This window comes from Yersinia alsatica (assembly GCF_902170305.1).
Classification (GTDB): domain Bacteria; phylum Pseudomonadota; class Gammaproteobacteria; order Enterobacterales; family Enterobacteriaceae; genus Yersinia; species Yersinia alsatica.
Genome location: NZ_CABHWW010000011.1, coordinates 206,956 through 224,537, shown reverse-complemented (window position 1 = coordinate 224,537; position 17,582 = coordinate 206,956). Strand labels below are relative to the sequence as shown.

Below are 17,582 nucleotides of genomic sequence, written 5' to 3'. Positions count from 1 at the left end.
TTTTTAATTTCTAATCTACAGAGGACGAGTCTATTTCCGAACGAGCGGCAATTAATTTTACTAATAATTGGTTAGTCTCAGTTAACAATGCCAGATAATCGACGCCGTGTGCAATAGCGGCATGTCTATTCTGTTTATGCAGCAGAGATTCAAATTTAACGCCGCTTTCCACCAGTACTTGGGCATCAATAAGTTGCACGCCACCTTTAATCCGGTGTACCAGACTGGCCATCTCTTGATAAGTCTCTGCGGCAATGGCATTGCCTTCATCGGTGGTGAGGCGCGCATATAGCTGTGTCAGCGTGGCAGTATCTTGCACATTACTTTCTAGTAAGGATTGCAATAACTGTAACTCGACTTCAGCACTGCCTCCAGATAGTGACTTCAGCTTAAGCTGTGCGGCAATAAAGGAAGGAGATTGCCCACTTTCTGTATTGTTTGACGCCAGCTCTTGCGGAACAGCCGTGTCTGGCGGATTAACGTCGTGATCTTCCTGATGATAAACCACAGCAACATGACTGCCGATAATTTCTTGTCGCAGCAGCGTGCTACGCAATGTATCGATAGTCACGGGTTTAACCATGCAATCATTCATTCCCGCCTCACTGAAACGGTTGGCACTTTCTTCCCGGGCATCTGCGGTACAGCCAATGATTATCATGTCTTTCATCACCGGACTATTGCGGATATGGGCGGCCAATTCGTAGCCATTCATCAACGGCATATTGTAATCTGTGATGACCGCGTCAAAACTGTAGTGCTGCAATATTTGCCAGGCTTCCGCGCCGTTTTCCGCACTCATAACCTGCTCGATACCAATAAAAGCCAGCTGCTGTTGAAGCAACTGACGGTTGGCCGGTAGGTCATCGACGACTAGAATACGTAAGTTTTTCAGCTGATTAAGTTGTGTTTCATCGGCATGTATAATGTTTGAATCTTGTGGCAAATCATCAGCAGTGGCAATCTCAAGCGGCAAAGTGATAAACAAGCTGGTCCCTTTGCCAAGCTGACTTTCTAATGTAATCTGCCCACCCATTTTATGAATCAATTGATGGCAAATCCACAAGCCCAATCCTGAGCCACCGAAGCGCGGAGACTTGCCCTCATTAGCCTGACTGAATGGCTGGAACAGGGTGGCTTGTGCTGCCGGGGAAATACCAATGCCGGTATCGGTAATATCAATATTCATGATGCCCCGCTTTTCATCTATCGGTTCCCATGTGACATCCACCGAAACACCGCCTTGCTCGGTAAATTTCAGGGCATTGCCCAGCAGATTACCCATCACCTGGCGTATCCGTAGCATATCGGCCATCAGCAACTCAGGAATGTGGTCATCCATCCAGCCAGTGAATCTTAGTCTGCGCTCGTCGGCGATAGGCTGATAAATGGTGAACATCCGCTCCATTTCCTGACGGAAATCGACAACAGCGGGGTGAACACTTAATTGACCCGCTTCAATTTTGGCGGAATCGATAATGTCATCAAGCAACAGCATTAAAGACTGAGCAGTCTTGGAAACGGTGACTAGCGTATTTTTATCAACCGGTTGCTCGTTGCGAATTTCAAGCTCAAGTAAACCCATAATGGCATACATTGGTGTCCGCAGTTCATGGCTGATAGTCGCCAGGAATGTGCTCTTGGTGCGGTTGGCACTTTCTGCTTCAACCCGCGCCGCTTCCAATTCCCGCTCAACGGTTTTGCGTTGACTGATATCCAGCCAGCCGCCGAGCAGGCTGCGATCAGCATTATTTAAAGGAATAATCCACAGGAAGATATCACGCAACTCACCATTGATCTCGAGGGATAAGTCGACCATTTGTGGCTTTCTATCGAGCAATACATAGCGACAGTATTTATCTATCTCGCGATCCAGCGGACTGGTCATTGGCCAGTTAGCTTGCTCAATATTCTGATTAAGTATGTCGTTCAGTTTATCTTGATGCGCATCGGCAAAGTGGCTGTTATAAACTGCCAGTTCACCATTCTTAGTACGAATAAATACCGCGAATGGCAAGGCATTAATGATCAACTCTTGTTGCTGTAAACGGGTGTGCAATAACTTGGCCTGACGGCGTTTGTTAAATACCAGATAACAAAGGTATAAACCGAAGACGAGTAATAATCCTGAGCTTATTTTTAACGCCAACATCAGCCATTCATTTTCTGATGATCTGTCATCAAAGCTGACAGGGTTGGGTTTAAATGTGCTCCACTCGCTAATTAGATTGTCTAACTCTTCTGGCGGGATAGATTCAATCACTTTATCAATAATGGCTTTTAATTCTGGCAGGCGCGGGCTAATGCCAAATGCCATCATCAGCGGCTCTTCACCGGCCACTGCCACAGTTTTAATATTCGGTGTGAAGTTCTGAGCTGACAGATAGTTAGCGGTCATCATATTTTTGATGATGGCGTCAACTTTCCCTTGTTGCAGCCAGCGCACCAAGGTCATGGTATCCGGGGCTTCAGTAAAAGTAATTTTTTGGGCCAAAAGTGGATTGCCAATTAGCCCACTGGACGAGCTGCCTGCTTGTATACCGACCCGTTTTCCTGCCAGATCGGCCACGTTATTAATATCAACGCGATCTCCGCGAGTCAGGATGCCCCACAAGGATTGGGCGACAGGGGAAGAGTAAAGGTTATTACCATATTGACCATTACGTACCGCCACAATTGGCAGCATATCAATTTTCCCGGCAATAAAATCACGCAGGGCTTCACCGGTGTCTTTGGTATAAATCGGTTTAAATTTAATGCCAGTTCGGCGTGAAATAATATCGATAAGGTCGACGGAAAAACCCGCCATCTCACCGGTTTGGCGATCACGGAAAATTAATGGTGCCAAATCAAGTGGGGCAACATAGCTGACGACCGGATGACTCTGAATCCAATTCACTTCTTGGTCTGTAAGAAGTAATTTGGCATCAATATTATAATGGTGCTTGCTGCCAAACCAGCGCTGTTGAATATCACCGGTAGCGCGGGTTGGTAATAATTCTAGAATCTGATTAATGTAATCAATGAGTTTTTGATTTTTTGCCAACGCCAAGAAGGTATAGGGCGCTGGATGATAAGGGGCAAAATTGCGAATTTGTAGTGTCAGCAGTTGCAACTGGTCAATCAAATAGTTGGCTGAGGTGGCATTGGCCACAAATACATCGGCATTACCATAAGCGACAGCCAGTAACCCTTGTAATTGGTTAGGGTAAGCAACAATCTTATCGGCGTGATAATTAAATAAAAACTCAGGGGAGAGTGGCTCATTATTAACGATAGCCACGGTTTCTGGGTGTGTACGTTTGGTTGGGTCCCAATTTTTACTGCGCACTTCAACATGGCGGTTAGTAAAGAAAGCATGGGAAGCAATTAGCCCCGGTTGTGCGGGCATTGGCGTACCAGCCATTAAATCAATCTGGCCGTTTTCTAATGCATTTAATACCAAGCCATAATCACAATAACCAAACATTTGAAATGAGATTTGGCTGGCATCGCTAATAATCTTTAAGTAATCCGCCACAATCCCTTCAATGGAATTATCATCGCGGTTAACGACAAAAGGTGTATTAGCATCAATGACCACACCGACTTTCACGGTTCGCCGGCTTGATTGGCGAGTGTCAGTGGAGGGGGTAAGTAATAAGTCTTCACTGTAACTATTGGCGATACTGTGTAATGTCAACGGCTGCCCAGTATCACATCCCTGGCGACCTGTTATCAGGGCGGCATTAAGCTGCCCGCTAAGCAATAGCAAACAGCACAGTAAAATGCGTAAAGAAAACCAACTACGTAAAGATAACTCCGTACGCCATAAATCAGATTTGGTTGAACTACACCAAATTATGGGTATGTGCATAGTCTGCCAGTTCAATTACGGAGCTTAGTCCTAATTTGGTTAGGATTCGCGTTTTATAGGTACTGACTGTTTTGTTACTGATAAACATTTCGTCGGCGATCTGTTTATTAGACAAGCCATTAACCAAATAACGCAAAACATTTATTTCCCGTTCTGACAACAGACGAGCCCGATTGACAGGATCATGGCTTGAAGGTTGGCCCGCTAATTGGGTCAACGTTTCAGATGGGAAGAAAGAATACCCACGTAATACGTTTTGTGCGGCAAAAAGAATTTCACTAATATCTTTATTTTTACTAATGAAGCCGTTAGCGCCAGCCTGTAATGCTCGCACAGCAAAGACTTGCTCATTCTTCGCTGACAAGAATAATGATTTACCAGTGAATCCACGTTGTTGCAGTTTTTTCAGCAATGAGAAACCATCAAAATTAGGCAACTCAATATCGATAATAACTAAATCAACAGGATTATTCTTTAATGTTTCTAAGGCTTCACTGCCATCAACTGACTCATAAATAGTTGAAAATTCGTTGCTTTGCGACAGCAATGCACGAATGGCAACACGAATTGCCGGGTGGTCATCAACTATCATCACTGATTTTGTCATGTTATCTCCGTAAACCGTTATATCTTGGGATTCGCAGAGTTTATTCACTGCTCCTCGCTCGCACCGATCGACTTCAAATGATTACCCAAGATGAGATAAACAAGAACCGTTACTGCCGATGCCCAAAGTACTATTTCGGTGATTTTAATCTCTAATTATAGATTATCAAGAAAAGATTCTTGCTTATGTAAAGGCCGCTCGATCAGATTTATCCTAAAAGGTTTATATTGCTTAGTGATTTGATTATAAACGAATTAGGAATTTTTTTATTAAAATTAGAATAGATTATTCAGAAAAAAAGAGAAGAAATAGTTAAGTTGTAATTCTAAATGTAAATATATACGATTTTTCAGATCTACGCGTAGGAAACTTCTACTCTCTAGTGTATGGATTATTCCGGTATAAATATCAGAGAGATAGCAACTTATTTGATAATGGTTTGCTCAATGATAAACGAATGAAATTAATAATATTGTATTAAGAATCACAACACAACTGCAAAAGGTGATGTGGTGACCAAAGCAAGAAACCCGCTTAGTTTCCTAAGCGGGTTTCTCTAATTTGGCTCCTCTGACTGGACTCGAACCAGTGACATACGGATTAACAGTCCGCCGTTCTACCGACTGAACTACAGAGGAATCGTGTGAACGGGGCGAATAATAACGGGGTATGAGGAACATGTCAAAGGGGAAACAGTAAATTTGGATTGTTTGCTTACACTTTGTGCAACTTATTGAGATTTTTGGCTTTTAGCTCAACATTTACCCGAAAAAAGCAGGGTGCGAGCTAAAAAGGCGAGCAGCGAGGTGAATGTGCTGCTCGCCTGCAGGGGTTACTGTGGCGTATCTGCCAATACAAACATGCCGTACGGATGAATTTGCAGATAATAACTATCGCCCGGCGCGGGTTGTAGCTGTGTGGCATTCACTTGCAGTAATAATGATTGCCCCTGCCAATCCACCAAGACTTCATATTGTGGGCCCATATAGGCCACTTTACTGATAATGCACCTTTGGCTTGGCTCACCTTGCTGACTCAGAGTAATGGCCTCTGGTCGGACGCCAACGGTCGATTGTTGATAACCCGCCGCAAATCCTTGTGGCCTGGGGATGTGATAACCAAAGATTTCCACACTGTCGCTGTTGATTCGCGCCGGAAAAACGTTGGCATCCCCCATAAAACTGGCCATAAAGTGAGACGCAGGCTGGCGATATAACGTCTGTGGCGCGCCAATTTGCATGATTTTGCCTTTATTCATCACCAGCACGGTATCAGAAACAGCAAAGGCTTCGCTTTGGTCGTGGGTCACATACAGCGAAGTAATATTAAATTGCTGCTGCAATTCACGAATTTTATCGCGCATACTGCGGCGCAAGTTGGCATCTAGGTTACTTAATGGTTCATCAAAAAGTAGCACTTTTGGCTTAAGAATTAATGCTCTTGCCAATGCGACGCGCTGCTGCTGACCGCCAGAGATTTGATCGACAAAACGGTCGGCAAACCCCTCTAAATCGACCAGTGCCAGAGCTTCTTGCACCCGGTCACGAATTTCATCTTTGGGACGCCCCAACATCTTTAGGCCATAGCCAATGTTCTCGCCGAGTGACATATGCGGGAACAAGGCATAGGACTGAAACACCATACAGATATCACGCTGCTGTATTGATCTGTCGGTAACATCCTCGCCATCAATAAAAATTTGCCCACTGCTGGGTTTCTCTAACCCGGCAACCAGCCGCAATACCGTGGTTTTTCCACAACCCGATGGCCCAAGTAGAGTGACCATTTCCCCTTTGGGGATGGCCAGATTTAACTCGTCAATGACGGTATTGGTGCCAAAGCGCTTGGTTATTTGTTTGAGTTCGACAAAATGTTTTTTATCAGACCCATAATTTTTATCAGCCTCGTGATCTTTATTAACTCCATGACGTTTTTCAGTGTCATGATTTTCTGCGGAACTATAATTTTCTACAGACATAGTATTCAGCCTTATCAGTGCGCCGTTATTGGGCATTACTGGCTTTCGAGCGGGCAATACGCGCTTCGCCGACCAGGTAGTCAAACAGGAAGATGATGGCCAGCATCACCACAATCAGAATTGAGCCATAAGCAATCGCAATACCGTATTCACCGTCTTCGACCCGATTAAGAATGTAAGAGGTGGCGACGCGGGTGTCTGGCGTCACCAAGAAAACAATGGCGCTGACAGTCGTCATTGCCCGCACAAAGCTGTAAATCAGCGCCGACAAAATCGCCGGGCGCAGTAATGGCAGCAAAATGTAAATCACGGTACGCAGCGAACCGGCACGTAAACTCAGCGAGGCCTCATCGAGTGATTTATCCAATTGCCCCAGCCCGGCAATCCCGGCACGTATTCCTACCGGCACATTGCGCATCACCATTGAGATAATCACGATGGCGGCAGTACCGGTCAGGTACACCGGAGCACTGTTAAAGGCCAGAATATAAGAGACACCGGCGACGGTTCCGGGGACGGCGAAACACAGCATAGTGCTGAATTCGATGGTTTTTTTACCGCGAAATTGCTGACGTACCACAATGTAGGCAATCAGCAGACCAAAGGCGGCGGTGATCGGGGCGGCAATTCCGGCATATAGCAGAGTATCAAGCAGAGAAGGCCATGCGCCATCACTGAACCCTTGCCCGAATAGCTGGTTAAAGTTATTCAGTGTTAGGGTGTAATCCACCCCCCAGTTGACGGTGAAGCTGCCGTAGAAAATGCTGCCGTACAGCAATACGTTAAAGGCAATCCACACATACAGCATGGCGGTGGTGCCCCACACTAATGAGACCGGTAATGGTTGGACATCGCCGCGCGAAGATTTACCAGAGATGGTGACGTAAGAGCGTTTGCCTATCCACATATACTGAATGCAGAAGATAAAGAGCGAGAACATCAGCAGAATGACACCCAAGGTAGACGCCGCCGGATAATCGAGCTGCGCGCCGGTAATATAGAAGTAGATTTGCGTGGCGAGTACGTCAAAGTTCCCCCCTAATACCAGCGGGTTACTAAAATCAGCCAACGACTGCACGATAACTATCAAGAATGAGTTAGCCAGTGCCGGTTTTAGTAGCGGCAGGAACACTTGCATAAAGGTCTGCCAGCGGCTGGCGCGCAGGGTATAAGAGGCTTCTTCCAGCGACGGGTGGATGGTTTTTATTGCACCGTCGAGGATCATAAATGACATTGGCGTAAAGGCCAGAACCTGTGCCAGCCAGATCCCCGTAAAACCATACAGCCAGTTAGTGTTCGTTAGGCCGAACCAAGTGACCATTAATTCAGTGACATAACCGGAGCGACCCATCATCAGCGTGACGCCCAGCCCGACAACAAAGGGTGGGGTGACAATAGGTAAAATAGAGAAGATTCGCCCCAGTAATGCCGAGCGCTTGGCAATTCGGGTGGTATAAATCGCCAGCACCATGCCGAAGAAAGTACAGCCAATCCCCACGGCAACAGATAACAGGAACGAGTTCCAGATAACTTGCAGGATATGGGCCTGTCCGAGAATCGCCATAAATTGCCATGGCGCAAAAGCCCCACTTTCATCGGTAAATACCGGAATAAAAATAGCAACGCTGGGGAACAGGATAAAAACGGTGATCAGCGCAATAATGGCGACCAGCGACCCGAGAACAAAACGGTCACCGCCCAGCCATTCAAGGCGCGCCAGTGCCAACGTGATCACTGCACCTAAAGCAATGAAGAGCCCGATAGTGGCAAACCCCAGCCCGCGCTCCAACCAGGCTGAGGTTATCACCACGAACAGGGCGCAGCAGAGGGCATAACCCGCATCAAATAAATGGCGAGCACGGTGTTCGCGCCCTTGCGGGGAGAGTGGTCTGAAAAGCAACACTAATGGCAGGGCAAACCATAAAGTGCTGATGTTTAGCCCAGACCAACCATAAGCGGCCAGCAGCTCAGAACGGCTCGCTTCAAGCAGGCCGTAATCCAGACTGAAAGCGGGTAATAAGGCAAAAGCAGCCACGGCAAACGCCAGCCAATAGAAAATAGCATCCCGTGTCTGCGGGAGCCGCAGAGTATGTGTCATGGTGTTCCCTAGATAACCACCCGGTGTCTTTGGCGCTACAGCGATGTTGCTAGCGTTGCTGCAACGCCAATGACCTTGGGTATAGAAATAGTCGATAAGTTATTAATATTTATACTTGGCGGTTATTGACCCATCTTGACGTCATTGACCCACTTGGTGATCAGCTTCTTACGCATTTCAGTGGCACCATAAGTGTCCATGTCGTAGTTAATCAGCTTCAGATCGTCGAGCTTGAGTGAGTTAGGGGAGGTTGCAGCAGTGGTATTGGTCAGAATCTGGTAGGACTGGCCTTTCTGCCATGCCAGTTCTTGGGCATCTTTTGACAGCACCCAGTCAACGAATAACTTGGCATTATCCAAATTACGCGCGCCTTTCAGAATGCTGACGCCGCCAATTTCGTAGCCAGAACCTTCACAAGGTGAAATCAGTTTTAGTGGTGCGCCTTTCTCTTTCTCTAACGAATAGTCGTGCAGGAAGCCAATGCCAATGGTGGTTTCACCACGGGCGGCGTTACGGGCAGGGGCGATGCCGGATTTCGTGTATTGCGACACGTTGGCATTGAGTTTTTTCAAGTAGTCAAAGGCGGCATCTTCTCCCCACAATTGTGAGAAGGTTGCCAGCGCAGTGTAGGCGGTGCCGGAACTTTGCGGATCGGCAATCTGGATTTCACCTTTGTAGACCGGGTTGGTTAAGTCTTTCCAGCACTTGGGCTCTGGCAGACCTTTTTCTTTCAGGCGGTCAGTATTGACCCCCAGGCCGAGAATGCCGATATAAACCGCAGAGGAGTAGTTGCCTTTACGTTTGGCCGGATCACGAAATTGCGGCATGATTTGCGCCAAATTCGGTGACTGGTAAGGATAGAGTAAATCCATTTCACCGGCTTGCGATTGCGGGTCCAGAGTGCCGCCATACCAGACATCCGCCTGTGGGTTCTTTTTCTCTGCATCTACTTTGGCCAGTGTGCTGCCGGAGCCATTACGGATAAAGCTGGTTTTGACATCATATTTTTCGCTGAATGCTTTGGCTTCTTCTTCACACATCGCATTGGTTGCGCTGCAATAAATGACTAATCGGCCTTCCGCTTTGGCGACGGTAGTAAAGGCGCTCAGTGCGAGGCCCGCAGCAATCAGTACAGAGAGAGGTGCAAGTTTCATAACATTATCCTTTTTATACCCTGATGCTCCCCAAAATCGGGTTACAAGCAGAGCTGTAGTGGTAGTAGAGAGGTATGACTTACTTTGCTTAAGGTACTTTTAGTTTTTGTTTATCGGGATAAATCGCTTTCCTGCCGGTTCGAACCCTAATCGATTAATACCGGTCATTAGTAGCGGCATTAATAACAATCCTACACAGGCGGCTGCCAGGGTTAACAAAGCAAAAAAGCCTTGCCAGCCATAATGTTGCAGCACTTGCGCTAATGGCCACCCGGCTAAAGCAGCACCGAGATAGGCAAATAAACCTAGAAACCCTGTGACGGTGCCGGCGGCATCTTTATGGGTATATTCGGTGGCCGCCAAGCCAATCAGCATTTGTGGTCCGAAGACAAAAAAGCCGATACTGAAAAATGTCACTGAGAGCAGCGGATAGTTATGCACCGGAGCCAGCCACAGTGCGGTCATGGTCAGAAATAGCCCGAGTGCGAATAACAAAATCATCGGTGCCCGCTGACCGCGAAACAGTAAATCTGACCCCCATCCGGCAAACAGTGCGCCAAATAATCCCCCCAACTCGAACAGCGATAAGGTGGCATTGGCGCTGAGTAAATTGACGCCGTGACTCTCCGCCAGCCAGATATTGCCCCAGTCGTTGAGGGCGATGCGGATCAGATAGACCAGCACATAAGAGACTCCCAGTAGCCAGATGGTGCGGTTGCGTAAAATGGCATCGCGAAAAATGCGCCCCATCGGCATCGGTGGGCTTTGCTGCTCTTGCCACTGGTCCTGCGGGTCACGCCGCCATTGACCAATCGTCGGTAAACCTTGCTGCTGCGGTTTGTCACACAGTTGCCAACACAGCCAAATCCCTAGAACAATGCCAATCGCGCCTGGGACCAACAGTGCCGCCTGCCAACCATAATGTGAGGCCAGAAAAGCGGATAACAGGGGAACCGCCGCCCCGCCAATGCTGATGGAGGTGTTCCAACAGCCCCACCAACTGCCACGTTCATTGCGTGAATACCATGTGCTGAGCAACTTGGCGCAAGGTGGCCATCCCCAACCTTGAAAGAACCCATTCAGTGTCCAGACCACCAGCAAGGCGGGCAGGGAGTGACATAAGGTAAAAACCATATTCAGCACTCCGGTCATCATTAGGCCGATGCCCATAATCCAGCGAGCTTGGGTGCGGTCACTGACAATGCCGGAAACAAATTTGGAGCCGCCGTAGGCCAGATAAAACAGCGTGCCCAGTAAGCCGATATCCCCTTTATCTAATCCCAGTTCCAGTTGCATCACCGGCATGGCGTAGTTGACACTTTTGCGCGTCAGATAAAAGGCGGCATATCCCATCACCATGGCGGCCATCAGGCGCGGCCGCCAGTAGCGATAACGTGCATTCACCTGTTCTGGCGTCAAAGGCTCAGTGGGTAAAGTCTTCGACGACAGGGACGATGCAGGCATAGATTCCTCCGGTAATTGAATTGAGTGTAAGGAAAGCAAAAGTAAAAGGGATGAGACAAGGTTGTAGACGATTAGGAATAATGCTTATTTATGAGGGCTTTTGATGCAGTTCTGTGGACAGGCTCACAGAGTCGTTGGTATGCACATGAGTCGGCAGGTTCACCACCACACGGGTTCCCAGACGGCGCTGTAATAACCAGTCGCCGCCAAGCGCCCGCACTCGCTCTTCAATTCCACGCAGGCCAAATCCACCACCTTGCGGTTGTGCCGGGATACCCATGCCGTCGTCGCGCACATCCAGAGTAATAATATCGTCGGCTAAACGCAGGCTGACCTGAATATTGCGGGCATTGGCATGCTTATTGATGTTATTGAGTAGCTCCTGCACCAGTCGGTAGAGGGTTAAGATCACCACATCTTCACCGGGAGTTGGTGGCAGCGCATAGTCCAGTTGGAAGTTAATTCCTTGTTCGGCAAAAGCAAACTCTTCCGCCAGATGGTGGAGCGCCTGATCCAGCGGCATCTCATCCAGCACCGGTGGGCGCAGTTGGCGTAATAATTGACGAGTAGTTTGGTGAATGCGTTGTGACAAGCTGCTGATTTGATTGGCGGCTGACTGTGCTGCCGGAGAGGGCGCGCTGCGGTTAACCAGCATCGCTTGAATTTGGATGGCAGTGATATTCTGACCGATTTCATCGTGTAGCTCGCGGGCAATCTCTTTGCGCACATCTTCCTCGGTATGCACCAATCTTTTCATCAGTTTGCGGCGGGTTTGCAGCTCTTGTTCCAACTGATTGCGATAGCGGTGCAGGTGCTGCGCAAGTTGCTGCTGGCGGCTAATGGCTATCCCCAGCGTCATCCCCAGTAATGCCTGGGTTGAGAGGAACAGCTCCAGTTCGGCCAGATCATGAAATGCACCACTGGCCTGACGGGTTACGGTGATCATCAGGCTACCTAAAACCGCCGCCAAAACCCCACCTTGCCAGCCAAATTTGTAGGCCATAAACACATTGGGTAGGAAGACAAAAATCAGTAGCAGCCGCTCCATATTGGGGGCGATCGCCATTTGCACACAAACCCCAATGGCGAAAATCAGCGAGCACCACACCAGCAGCGAGGTGCGCAGCGGTGGGTCAGGCATCTGCTGAGAAAACAAGTTCCTAATATGTTGCTGCTTTAAATATTCGTAAATTAGATAAGTAAACGGCACCAGCAGAATGCCACCGGTGAAGGTGGCGAGCAGGGTTTGGGTTAGTGGCAAAGGTAGCCAAAAACCCAATACCAACCCGTGTAGCAGACTGTTGCCGGTGACAGCGGTGAGGAGCAGTAACAGCCGTTGCCAATAGAGGGTGTAGTGATGCCAAAAACGTTGTGTCAGCCCGGCGGGTAGCAAGCTTAGGAACGGAGAAAACATAACCCAGGCAGTGGGTTGCAACTCTTCACTGTGCAGCCACCATAATGCGGCGCACTCGGTCAGCAAGAGTACCGACCAATAGCGTCGAGGCAGCAGAATCATCAGTGCCAGCCGCAGACCTTGCGGCAATAACAGCACGGCGTGCAAACCATCATCACTGAGGTAAAAGCTGATGGTCCACAGTGCCAGCCAGCTCAGGGAGAAGAAGATCACCAGAAACAGTGATAGCCCCACTGAGCGCAGTTGCCACATCAGTTACCTGCCAGCAACTGGTGTTGCAGGGCGAAATGCACCAGCTCGACCGTGGTTTCGCAATTCAATTTGCCCAGAATATTGGCGCGATGAACATGAACGGTTTTATGGCTGAGGGAGAGTTGCTCGGCAATGGATTTTACACTAATCCCATTGATTAATAGCTGGAAAATTTCTTTTTCCCTTGGGGTGAGCACCGCCAACTGTTGCGGTTGCTGCGGCATATGGCGCAGTGCTCGTAAGGCATCGGCACACAGATAAAGGCCGCCGCCACTGACAGTGCGGAGTGCTTGTACCAACTCATCCGGGCCACAACGTTTGGTCAGATAACCACTGGCACCTGCATCCATCGCGCTTTGTACAAATGCGGTGGTGTCATAGATACTCAGAATGATGGCGCGGAAATGGGGGATTTTCTGGCGCAGACGCTTGAGCAAACTTAATCCACTTTCGTCTGGCATTGAAATATCCATGACGGCGACATGCACATCAATATTGGGCAAATCGACCCAAGCCTCAGCCGCTGAACCATATTCGCCAATAATACGAATATCTTTTTCCAGCGATAGCAACTGTGCAAACCCCGAGCGGACGACAATATGGTCATCTATCAATGCGACGTTAATCATGATTTTTCATTATTGCGGAACACAGTCTGCATGATGCTCATCAATCATTAGCGTGGCAATAATTGTTATCAGAAATGTAAGAGGCTTAACATATGCAGGATAAATCCGACCAAGGAATAGGCATTTATTGCTGAAAAATGCAGCGCCCCACAGAGAGTGGTGGCGCGCGGGAGACGAGTGATGGCGCTATTACAGCGCTTTCTTGCTGCGATAAATGCGCTGTGGTCGGCCTACCTTGCCATAAATAATCTCGGCTTGCAGGGCTTGATTAGCGGCACAGAACTCCAGATAACGGCGGGCAGTGGTGCGGCTTAACCCGAGCATTTGTGCGACATTTTCAGCCGTGTACTCATTGGCATTATCACTGAATAGGGTCTGGACTTTATCCAGCGTCATTTGATCAATTCCCAGCGGCAATGTCACTTTTTGCTCGCCACGGGCATAAGTATTATACATTTCATCAATTTGGCGCTGATTAACCTTAGTTCCATCCTGCAAGACTTGATGGCGGTGACTGTAGCGGGCTAATGACTGCTCTAGCCGCTCATAGGCCACCGGTTTTATCAGGTAATCAAAAACCCCATAGCGGATAGCTTCTGAGACAGTTTCACTGTCGCTGGCCGCAGTGACGAAAATAATGCCACCGGAGAAGCCTTGTAACGTCATTTCACGTAATAATTCCAAACCACTGCCATCTGGCAGATAGTTATCCAGCAGAATCAAATCAGGATGAAAACGAGCCACCATACTGCGGGCTTGTTGCAAATTACCTGCCAGCCAAACTTCACGGCAATAGCTGCTCTGCTTGATAAATTCTGCATGCATTTCTGCCAGTGGTGTTTCGTCTTCTACCACTAAAATATTAAGCCATTCCATGGGATCTCCCCGTCTTTGAGATCAATGCGTCTTCGGAATAAAGACTGTAAATAAGCTGCCGCACGGCGGATTCTCTTCTATCGTAATGGTGCCGCCACTTTGCTGAACATAGGTCGCGACCAAATACAGGCCAATACCATGATCATCGGAATTTTTGGAACTGATACCGCGTTCGAACAAACTGTCCTGCAGTTGTGGGTCAATACCACAGCCGTGATCAGCGACCTCTAAAATCAGGTCATCGCCTTCATCAGACAGGTAAATTTCAACTTGCTTATCACCCTCTGGGTTTTTCAAGCTGGCCTCAAAGGCATTATCCAGTAGGTTTCCCATAATGGCGGCCAATTCATTTTCGCCAATATTAGGCGGCAGATTAGCTAACTGGCAACCCGGAACAAAGTTCAAATTCAACCCTAACTCCCGTGCCCGGTGATATTTGCCAAATAATAACGCCGCAATTTGCCGGTTATTGAAGGCGGTACGTAACATATCAATCAGCGCCTGATGGGAGGATGACTCGGTTTTGACCATTTCTAGCGCGCGGTCAAACTCTTTCATCTGCAATAAGCCACTCATGGTGGACATCCAATTCAAATGTTCGTGACGTACGGTGCGCAGATTTTCAACATATTGTTTAATCTGACTCAGTTGAGCACTGAGAGTATGAATATCATCCTGACTTCGGAAGCTCACCACCCAGCCTTGAAACGCCCCGTCTTCTGACCAAATACCGGCACGGTTGGCGATAGCATTCAAGCCATTGAAAGTACAAAGCTCATCTTGGCGATTATCACCGGCTTGATCGCGGAAGAAGTGATCAGGAGAAACCACCTCACTGACTTTTCGACCAATCAACTGCTGTGGCGTGGCAGATATGTGCAGCATTTTACGCGCATTTTGATTGATTGCAGTGATCCTTCCCTCAGGATCAACGGCTAATAGACCTTCAAATACCGCCCCGAATAGCGCCTCTTGCTGGCGTAAAACTCGCGCTATCTCTTTGGGTTCCATCCCCATCATTTGCCGGCGAATATGGTTGGCAAATTGCCATGACAACAGCAGCAATACCGCCAGCACAATGAGAAAAGAGTGGGTGAGTGGCAGGAGGTAAACCAGTCGCCAGTGGTCAATTTTGCTGATCAGATAACCGAGAGAAACCACGCCGATAATTTTCCCCTGTTCATCGCGAATCGGGGTTTTGGCGCGCATAGCTTCGCCCATCGAGCCTTTGCCGAAAATAATATAGCTTTCGCCCCGCTCCAATGCGCCGGGCTTAGTCCACTGCATCGGGTAGCCAATCATCTCCGGATTAGGGTGATAGAGGCGAATCGACTGGGTGTCGCCAATGACGAGGTAATCAAGATCCGAGGTATTGCCGAGTCTGCTGACAATGTTTGCCAACTGGGCTTTATCACGATGTTTGACGGCATTGACTACAGAATCCATCGACGCAATTATTTTGGCCTGATTCATGGCCGTTTTACTCACTTGATCCAGCAGATATTGTTCAAAATTGTGACTGAGAAAACGGTCTAATGCTCCGGTCAACAGGATTGAAACAGTTAATAGCAGGAAAAATATACGCAGCGGGAAGGCCATATTTTTCAATCGGCTCCATATTCGACCACGCCATGTTAATTTTCCCACTGTGCAAGGAATCGACAAGCTACTCACCTTAATTAACAAATATCCTTGGTATTTGAGGTTGCAGAGTTGCTGACTGTCTATCTGTAACCTTAAATTTTCGAGAAATTAGAATCTATGGCATTAACATAAGTTAATTTAAGAAATAATTAAATAGCTAAGAGAAATAAAAATATATATTAATAATTAAGAAAATTAAAACCATTAAATAACTTATATTTACTCTCTTATATGTGAAATAGGTCAATTAACCGCGCAATTTTTATGTTTAGCATGTGCTCGTAATTTAATTCAAATTAAAAATTCTCCGCTTTTGATTTATTTTATATTGTTGTTTTTATGTGAATTATTTATTTAAAGAGCATATTTTTTATTAATTTTATTCTCGATATTTTAACTTGTTCTTTATTTGTTATGTAAACGTTATGGTAGAGAGTGAATTATGGATACGGTATTTAATAGAGTTAATCGTTCAGACCATCAGCAAATCGCAGAAATAACGCGATTCTTGCGGGCTAATGATCTGAATATAGATACCACCGTTGAGGTGTTTATTACCGTAAGCCGTAATGAGATGCTCGTGGCCTGTGGTGGTATTGCCGGAAATATTATCAAATGTGTGGCGATCAGTGAGCAAGTCAGAGGAGAAGGGCTGGCACTAACACTGGCAACAGAGTTGGTCAATTTGGCTTATGAACGTCATCACAGCCACCTGTTTATTTATACCAAAACTAGAAATGAGAGTTTATTTAAAGCTTGTGGCTTTTATCCTATCGCAAGTGTTCCCGGTATTGTGGTGTTGATGGAAAATAGTGACTGCCGCTTGCAGCGCTATGCGAAGCAATTGAGCCAATTACGTCAGCCAGGGCAAAAAATTGGCAGCATCGTAATGAATGCCAACCCATTTACCCGTGGACACCAATATTTAGTACGCCAAGCTGCGGCGCAGTGTGATTGGTTACATCTGTTTTTGGTGAAGGAAGATAACTCCCGTTTTCCTTATGAAGACCGGCTGCAATTAGTTCTCGATGGCACACAAGATATCCCTAATCTCACCGTGCACCCCGGCTCGGAATATATGATTTCCCGCGCCACATTCCCGTGTTATTTCATTAAGGATCAAGGCGTGGCAGACGACTGCTATACCGAAATCGACTTAAAAATATTCCGCCAATATTTGGCTCCGGCGCTAGGGGTGACTCACCGTTTTGCCGGTACCGAGCCGTTTTGTACTGTGACCGCCAAATATAACCGCGACATGAGCTTCTGGTTAGCAACGCCGTCATTGCCATATCCGCCAGTTTCACTGGTAGAGATTGAGCGCCTTAAATACCACGACACCGCTATTTCCGCCTCTTGGGTGCGCAAATTATTGGCACAGGGCGACGGTGAAACCATTCGCAAATTAGTCCCGCCCGCCACTTGCCACTATTTACAGCGACTGTTGGCACAACGTGCACAAAAAGCGGCTAGTGCAGAGAAGAACGCCACCTCAGCAAAGAATCCAACCCTGCTGTTAGTCGATTAACGTCAGCCGACTAAAGCAGGGCGCAAAGATAGGGACTGGTACGTAAGTCAGCAACCACGAAATTGAAGACAAGTTAATCAGG

The 17,582-nt window shown here is 47.5% G+C and carries 11 protein-coding genes and 1 tRNA gene; 1 reads left to right on the top strand and 11 read right to left on the bottom strand.

Going from position 1 to position 17,582, the window contains the following annotated elements:
- Positions 1-10 precede the first annotated feature (10 nt).
- The 11 genes from FTA96_RS07780 to dpiB form a co-directional block, all read right to left on the bottom strand.
- On the bottom strand, positions 11-3,856 hold the full coding sequence (locus FTA96_RS07780; protein WP_145573535.1) for a response regulator: 3,846 nt from the start codon (positions 3,854-3,856) through the stop codon (positions 11-13).
- On the bottom strand, positions 3,831-4,463 hold the full coding sequence (locus tag FTA96_RS07775) for a response regulator transcription factor (protein WP_004391176.1): 633 nt from the start codon (positions 4,461-4,463) through the stop codon (positions 3,831-3,833). The genes FTA96_RS07780 and FTA96_RS07775 overlap by 26 nt, the downstream gene beginning before the upstream one ends.
- A gap of 562 nt (positions 4,464-5,025) precedes the next feature.
- Positions 5,026-5,101: transfer RNA gene (locus FTA96_RS07770), tRNA-Asn, on the bottom strand.
- Between the two features lie 194 nt (positions 5,102-5,295).
- Positions 5,296-6,441, bottom strand: coding sequence for a ferric ABC transporter ATP-binding protein (gene fbpC / locus FTA96_RS07765; RefSeq protein WP_145573533.1), 1,146 nt, complete (start codon positions 6,439-6,441; stop codon positions 5,296-5,298).
- 25 nt (positions 6,442-6,466) lie between these two features.
- Complete coding sequence (locus tag FTA96_RS07760) at positions 6,467-8,539, bottom strand: ABC transporter permease (RefSeq protein ID WP_050145235.1); 2,073 nt, start codon at positions 8,537-8,539, stop codon at positions 6,467-6,469.
- A gap of 122 nt (positions 8,540-8,661) precedes the next feature.
- A complete protein-coding gene (locus FTA96_RS07755; RefSeq protein WP_050121865.1) occupies positions 8,662-9,693 on the bottom strand; it encodes an ABC transporter substrate-binding protein in 1,032 nt (343 codons plus the stop codon).
- A gap of 99 nt (positions 9,694-9,792) precedes the next feature.
- Positions 9,793-11,157, bottom strand: a complete 1,365-nt coding sequence (gene uhpC, locus FTA96_RS07750; RefSeq protein WP_087818454.1) for an MFS transporter family glucose-6-phosphate receptor UhpC — start codon at positions 11,155-11,157, stop codon at positions 9,793-9,795.
- Positions 11,158-11,245: 88 nt separating this feature from the next.
- On the bottom strand, positions 11,246-12,823 hold the full coding sequence (locus FTA96_RS07745; RefSeq protein ID WP_050121868.1) for an MASE1 domain-containing sensor histidine kinase: 1,578 nt from the start codon (positions 12,821-12,823) through the stop codon (positions 11,246-11,248).
- Complete coding sequence (locus FTA96_RS07740) at positions 12,823-13,452, bottom strand: response regulator transcription factor (RefSeq protein WP_145529387.1); 630 nt, start codon at positions 13,450-13,452, stop codon at positions 12,823-12,825. Before FTA96_RS07740 ends, FTA96_RS07745 begins: the two co-directional genes overlap by 1 nt.
- 189 nt (positions 13,453-13,641) lie before the next feature.
- Positions 13,642-14,328 (bottom strand): two-component response regulator DpiA, encoded by a 687-nt coding sequence (dpiA, locus tag FTA96_RS07735; protein WP_050121873.1) that lies wholly within the window; start codon positions 14,326-14,328, stop codon positions 13,642-13,644.
- A gap of 21 nt (positions 14,329-14,349) precedes the next feature.
- A complete protein-coding gene (gene dpiB, locus FTA96_RS07730) occupies positions 14,350-15,975 on the bottom strand; it encodes a sensor histidine kinase DpiB (RefSeq protein ID WP_261172626.1) in 1,626 nt (541 codons plus the stop codon).
- Positions 15,976-16,414: 439 nt separating this feature from the next.
- Here dpiB and citC point away from each other — a divergent pair, with 439 nt between their 5' ends.
- Positions 16,415-17,500: a [citrate (pro-3S)-lyase] ligase gene (gene citC / locus FTA96_RS07725; RefSeq protein ID WP_145529263.1), complete on the top strand. Its 1,086-nt coding sequence runs from the start codon at positions 16,415-16,417 to the stop codon at positions 17,498-17,500.
- Positions 17,501-17,582: the final 82 nt, after the last annotated feature.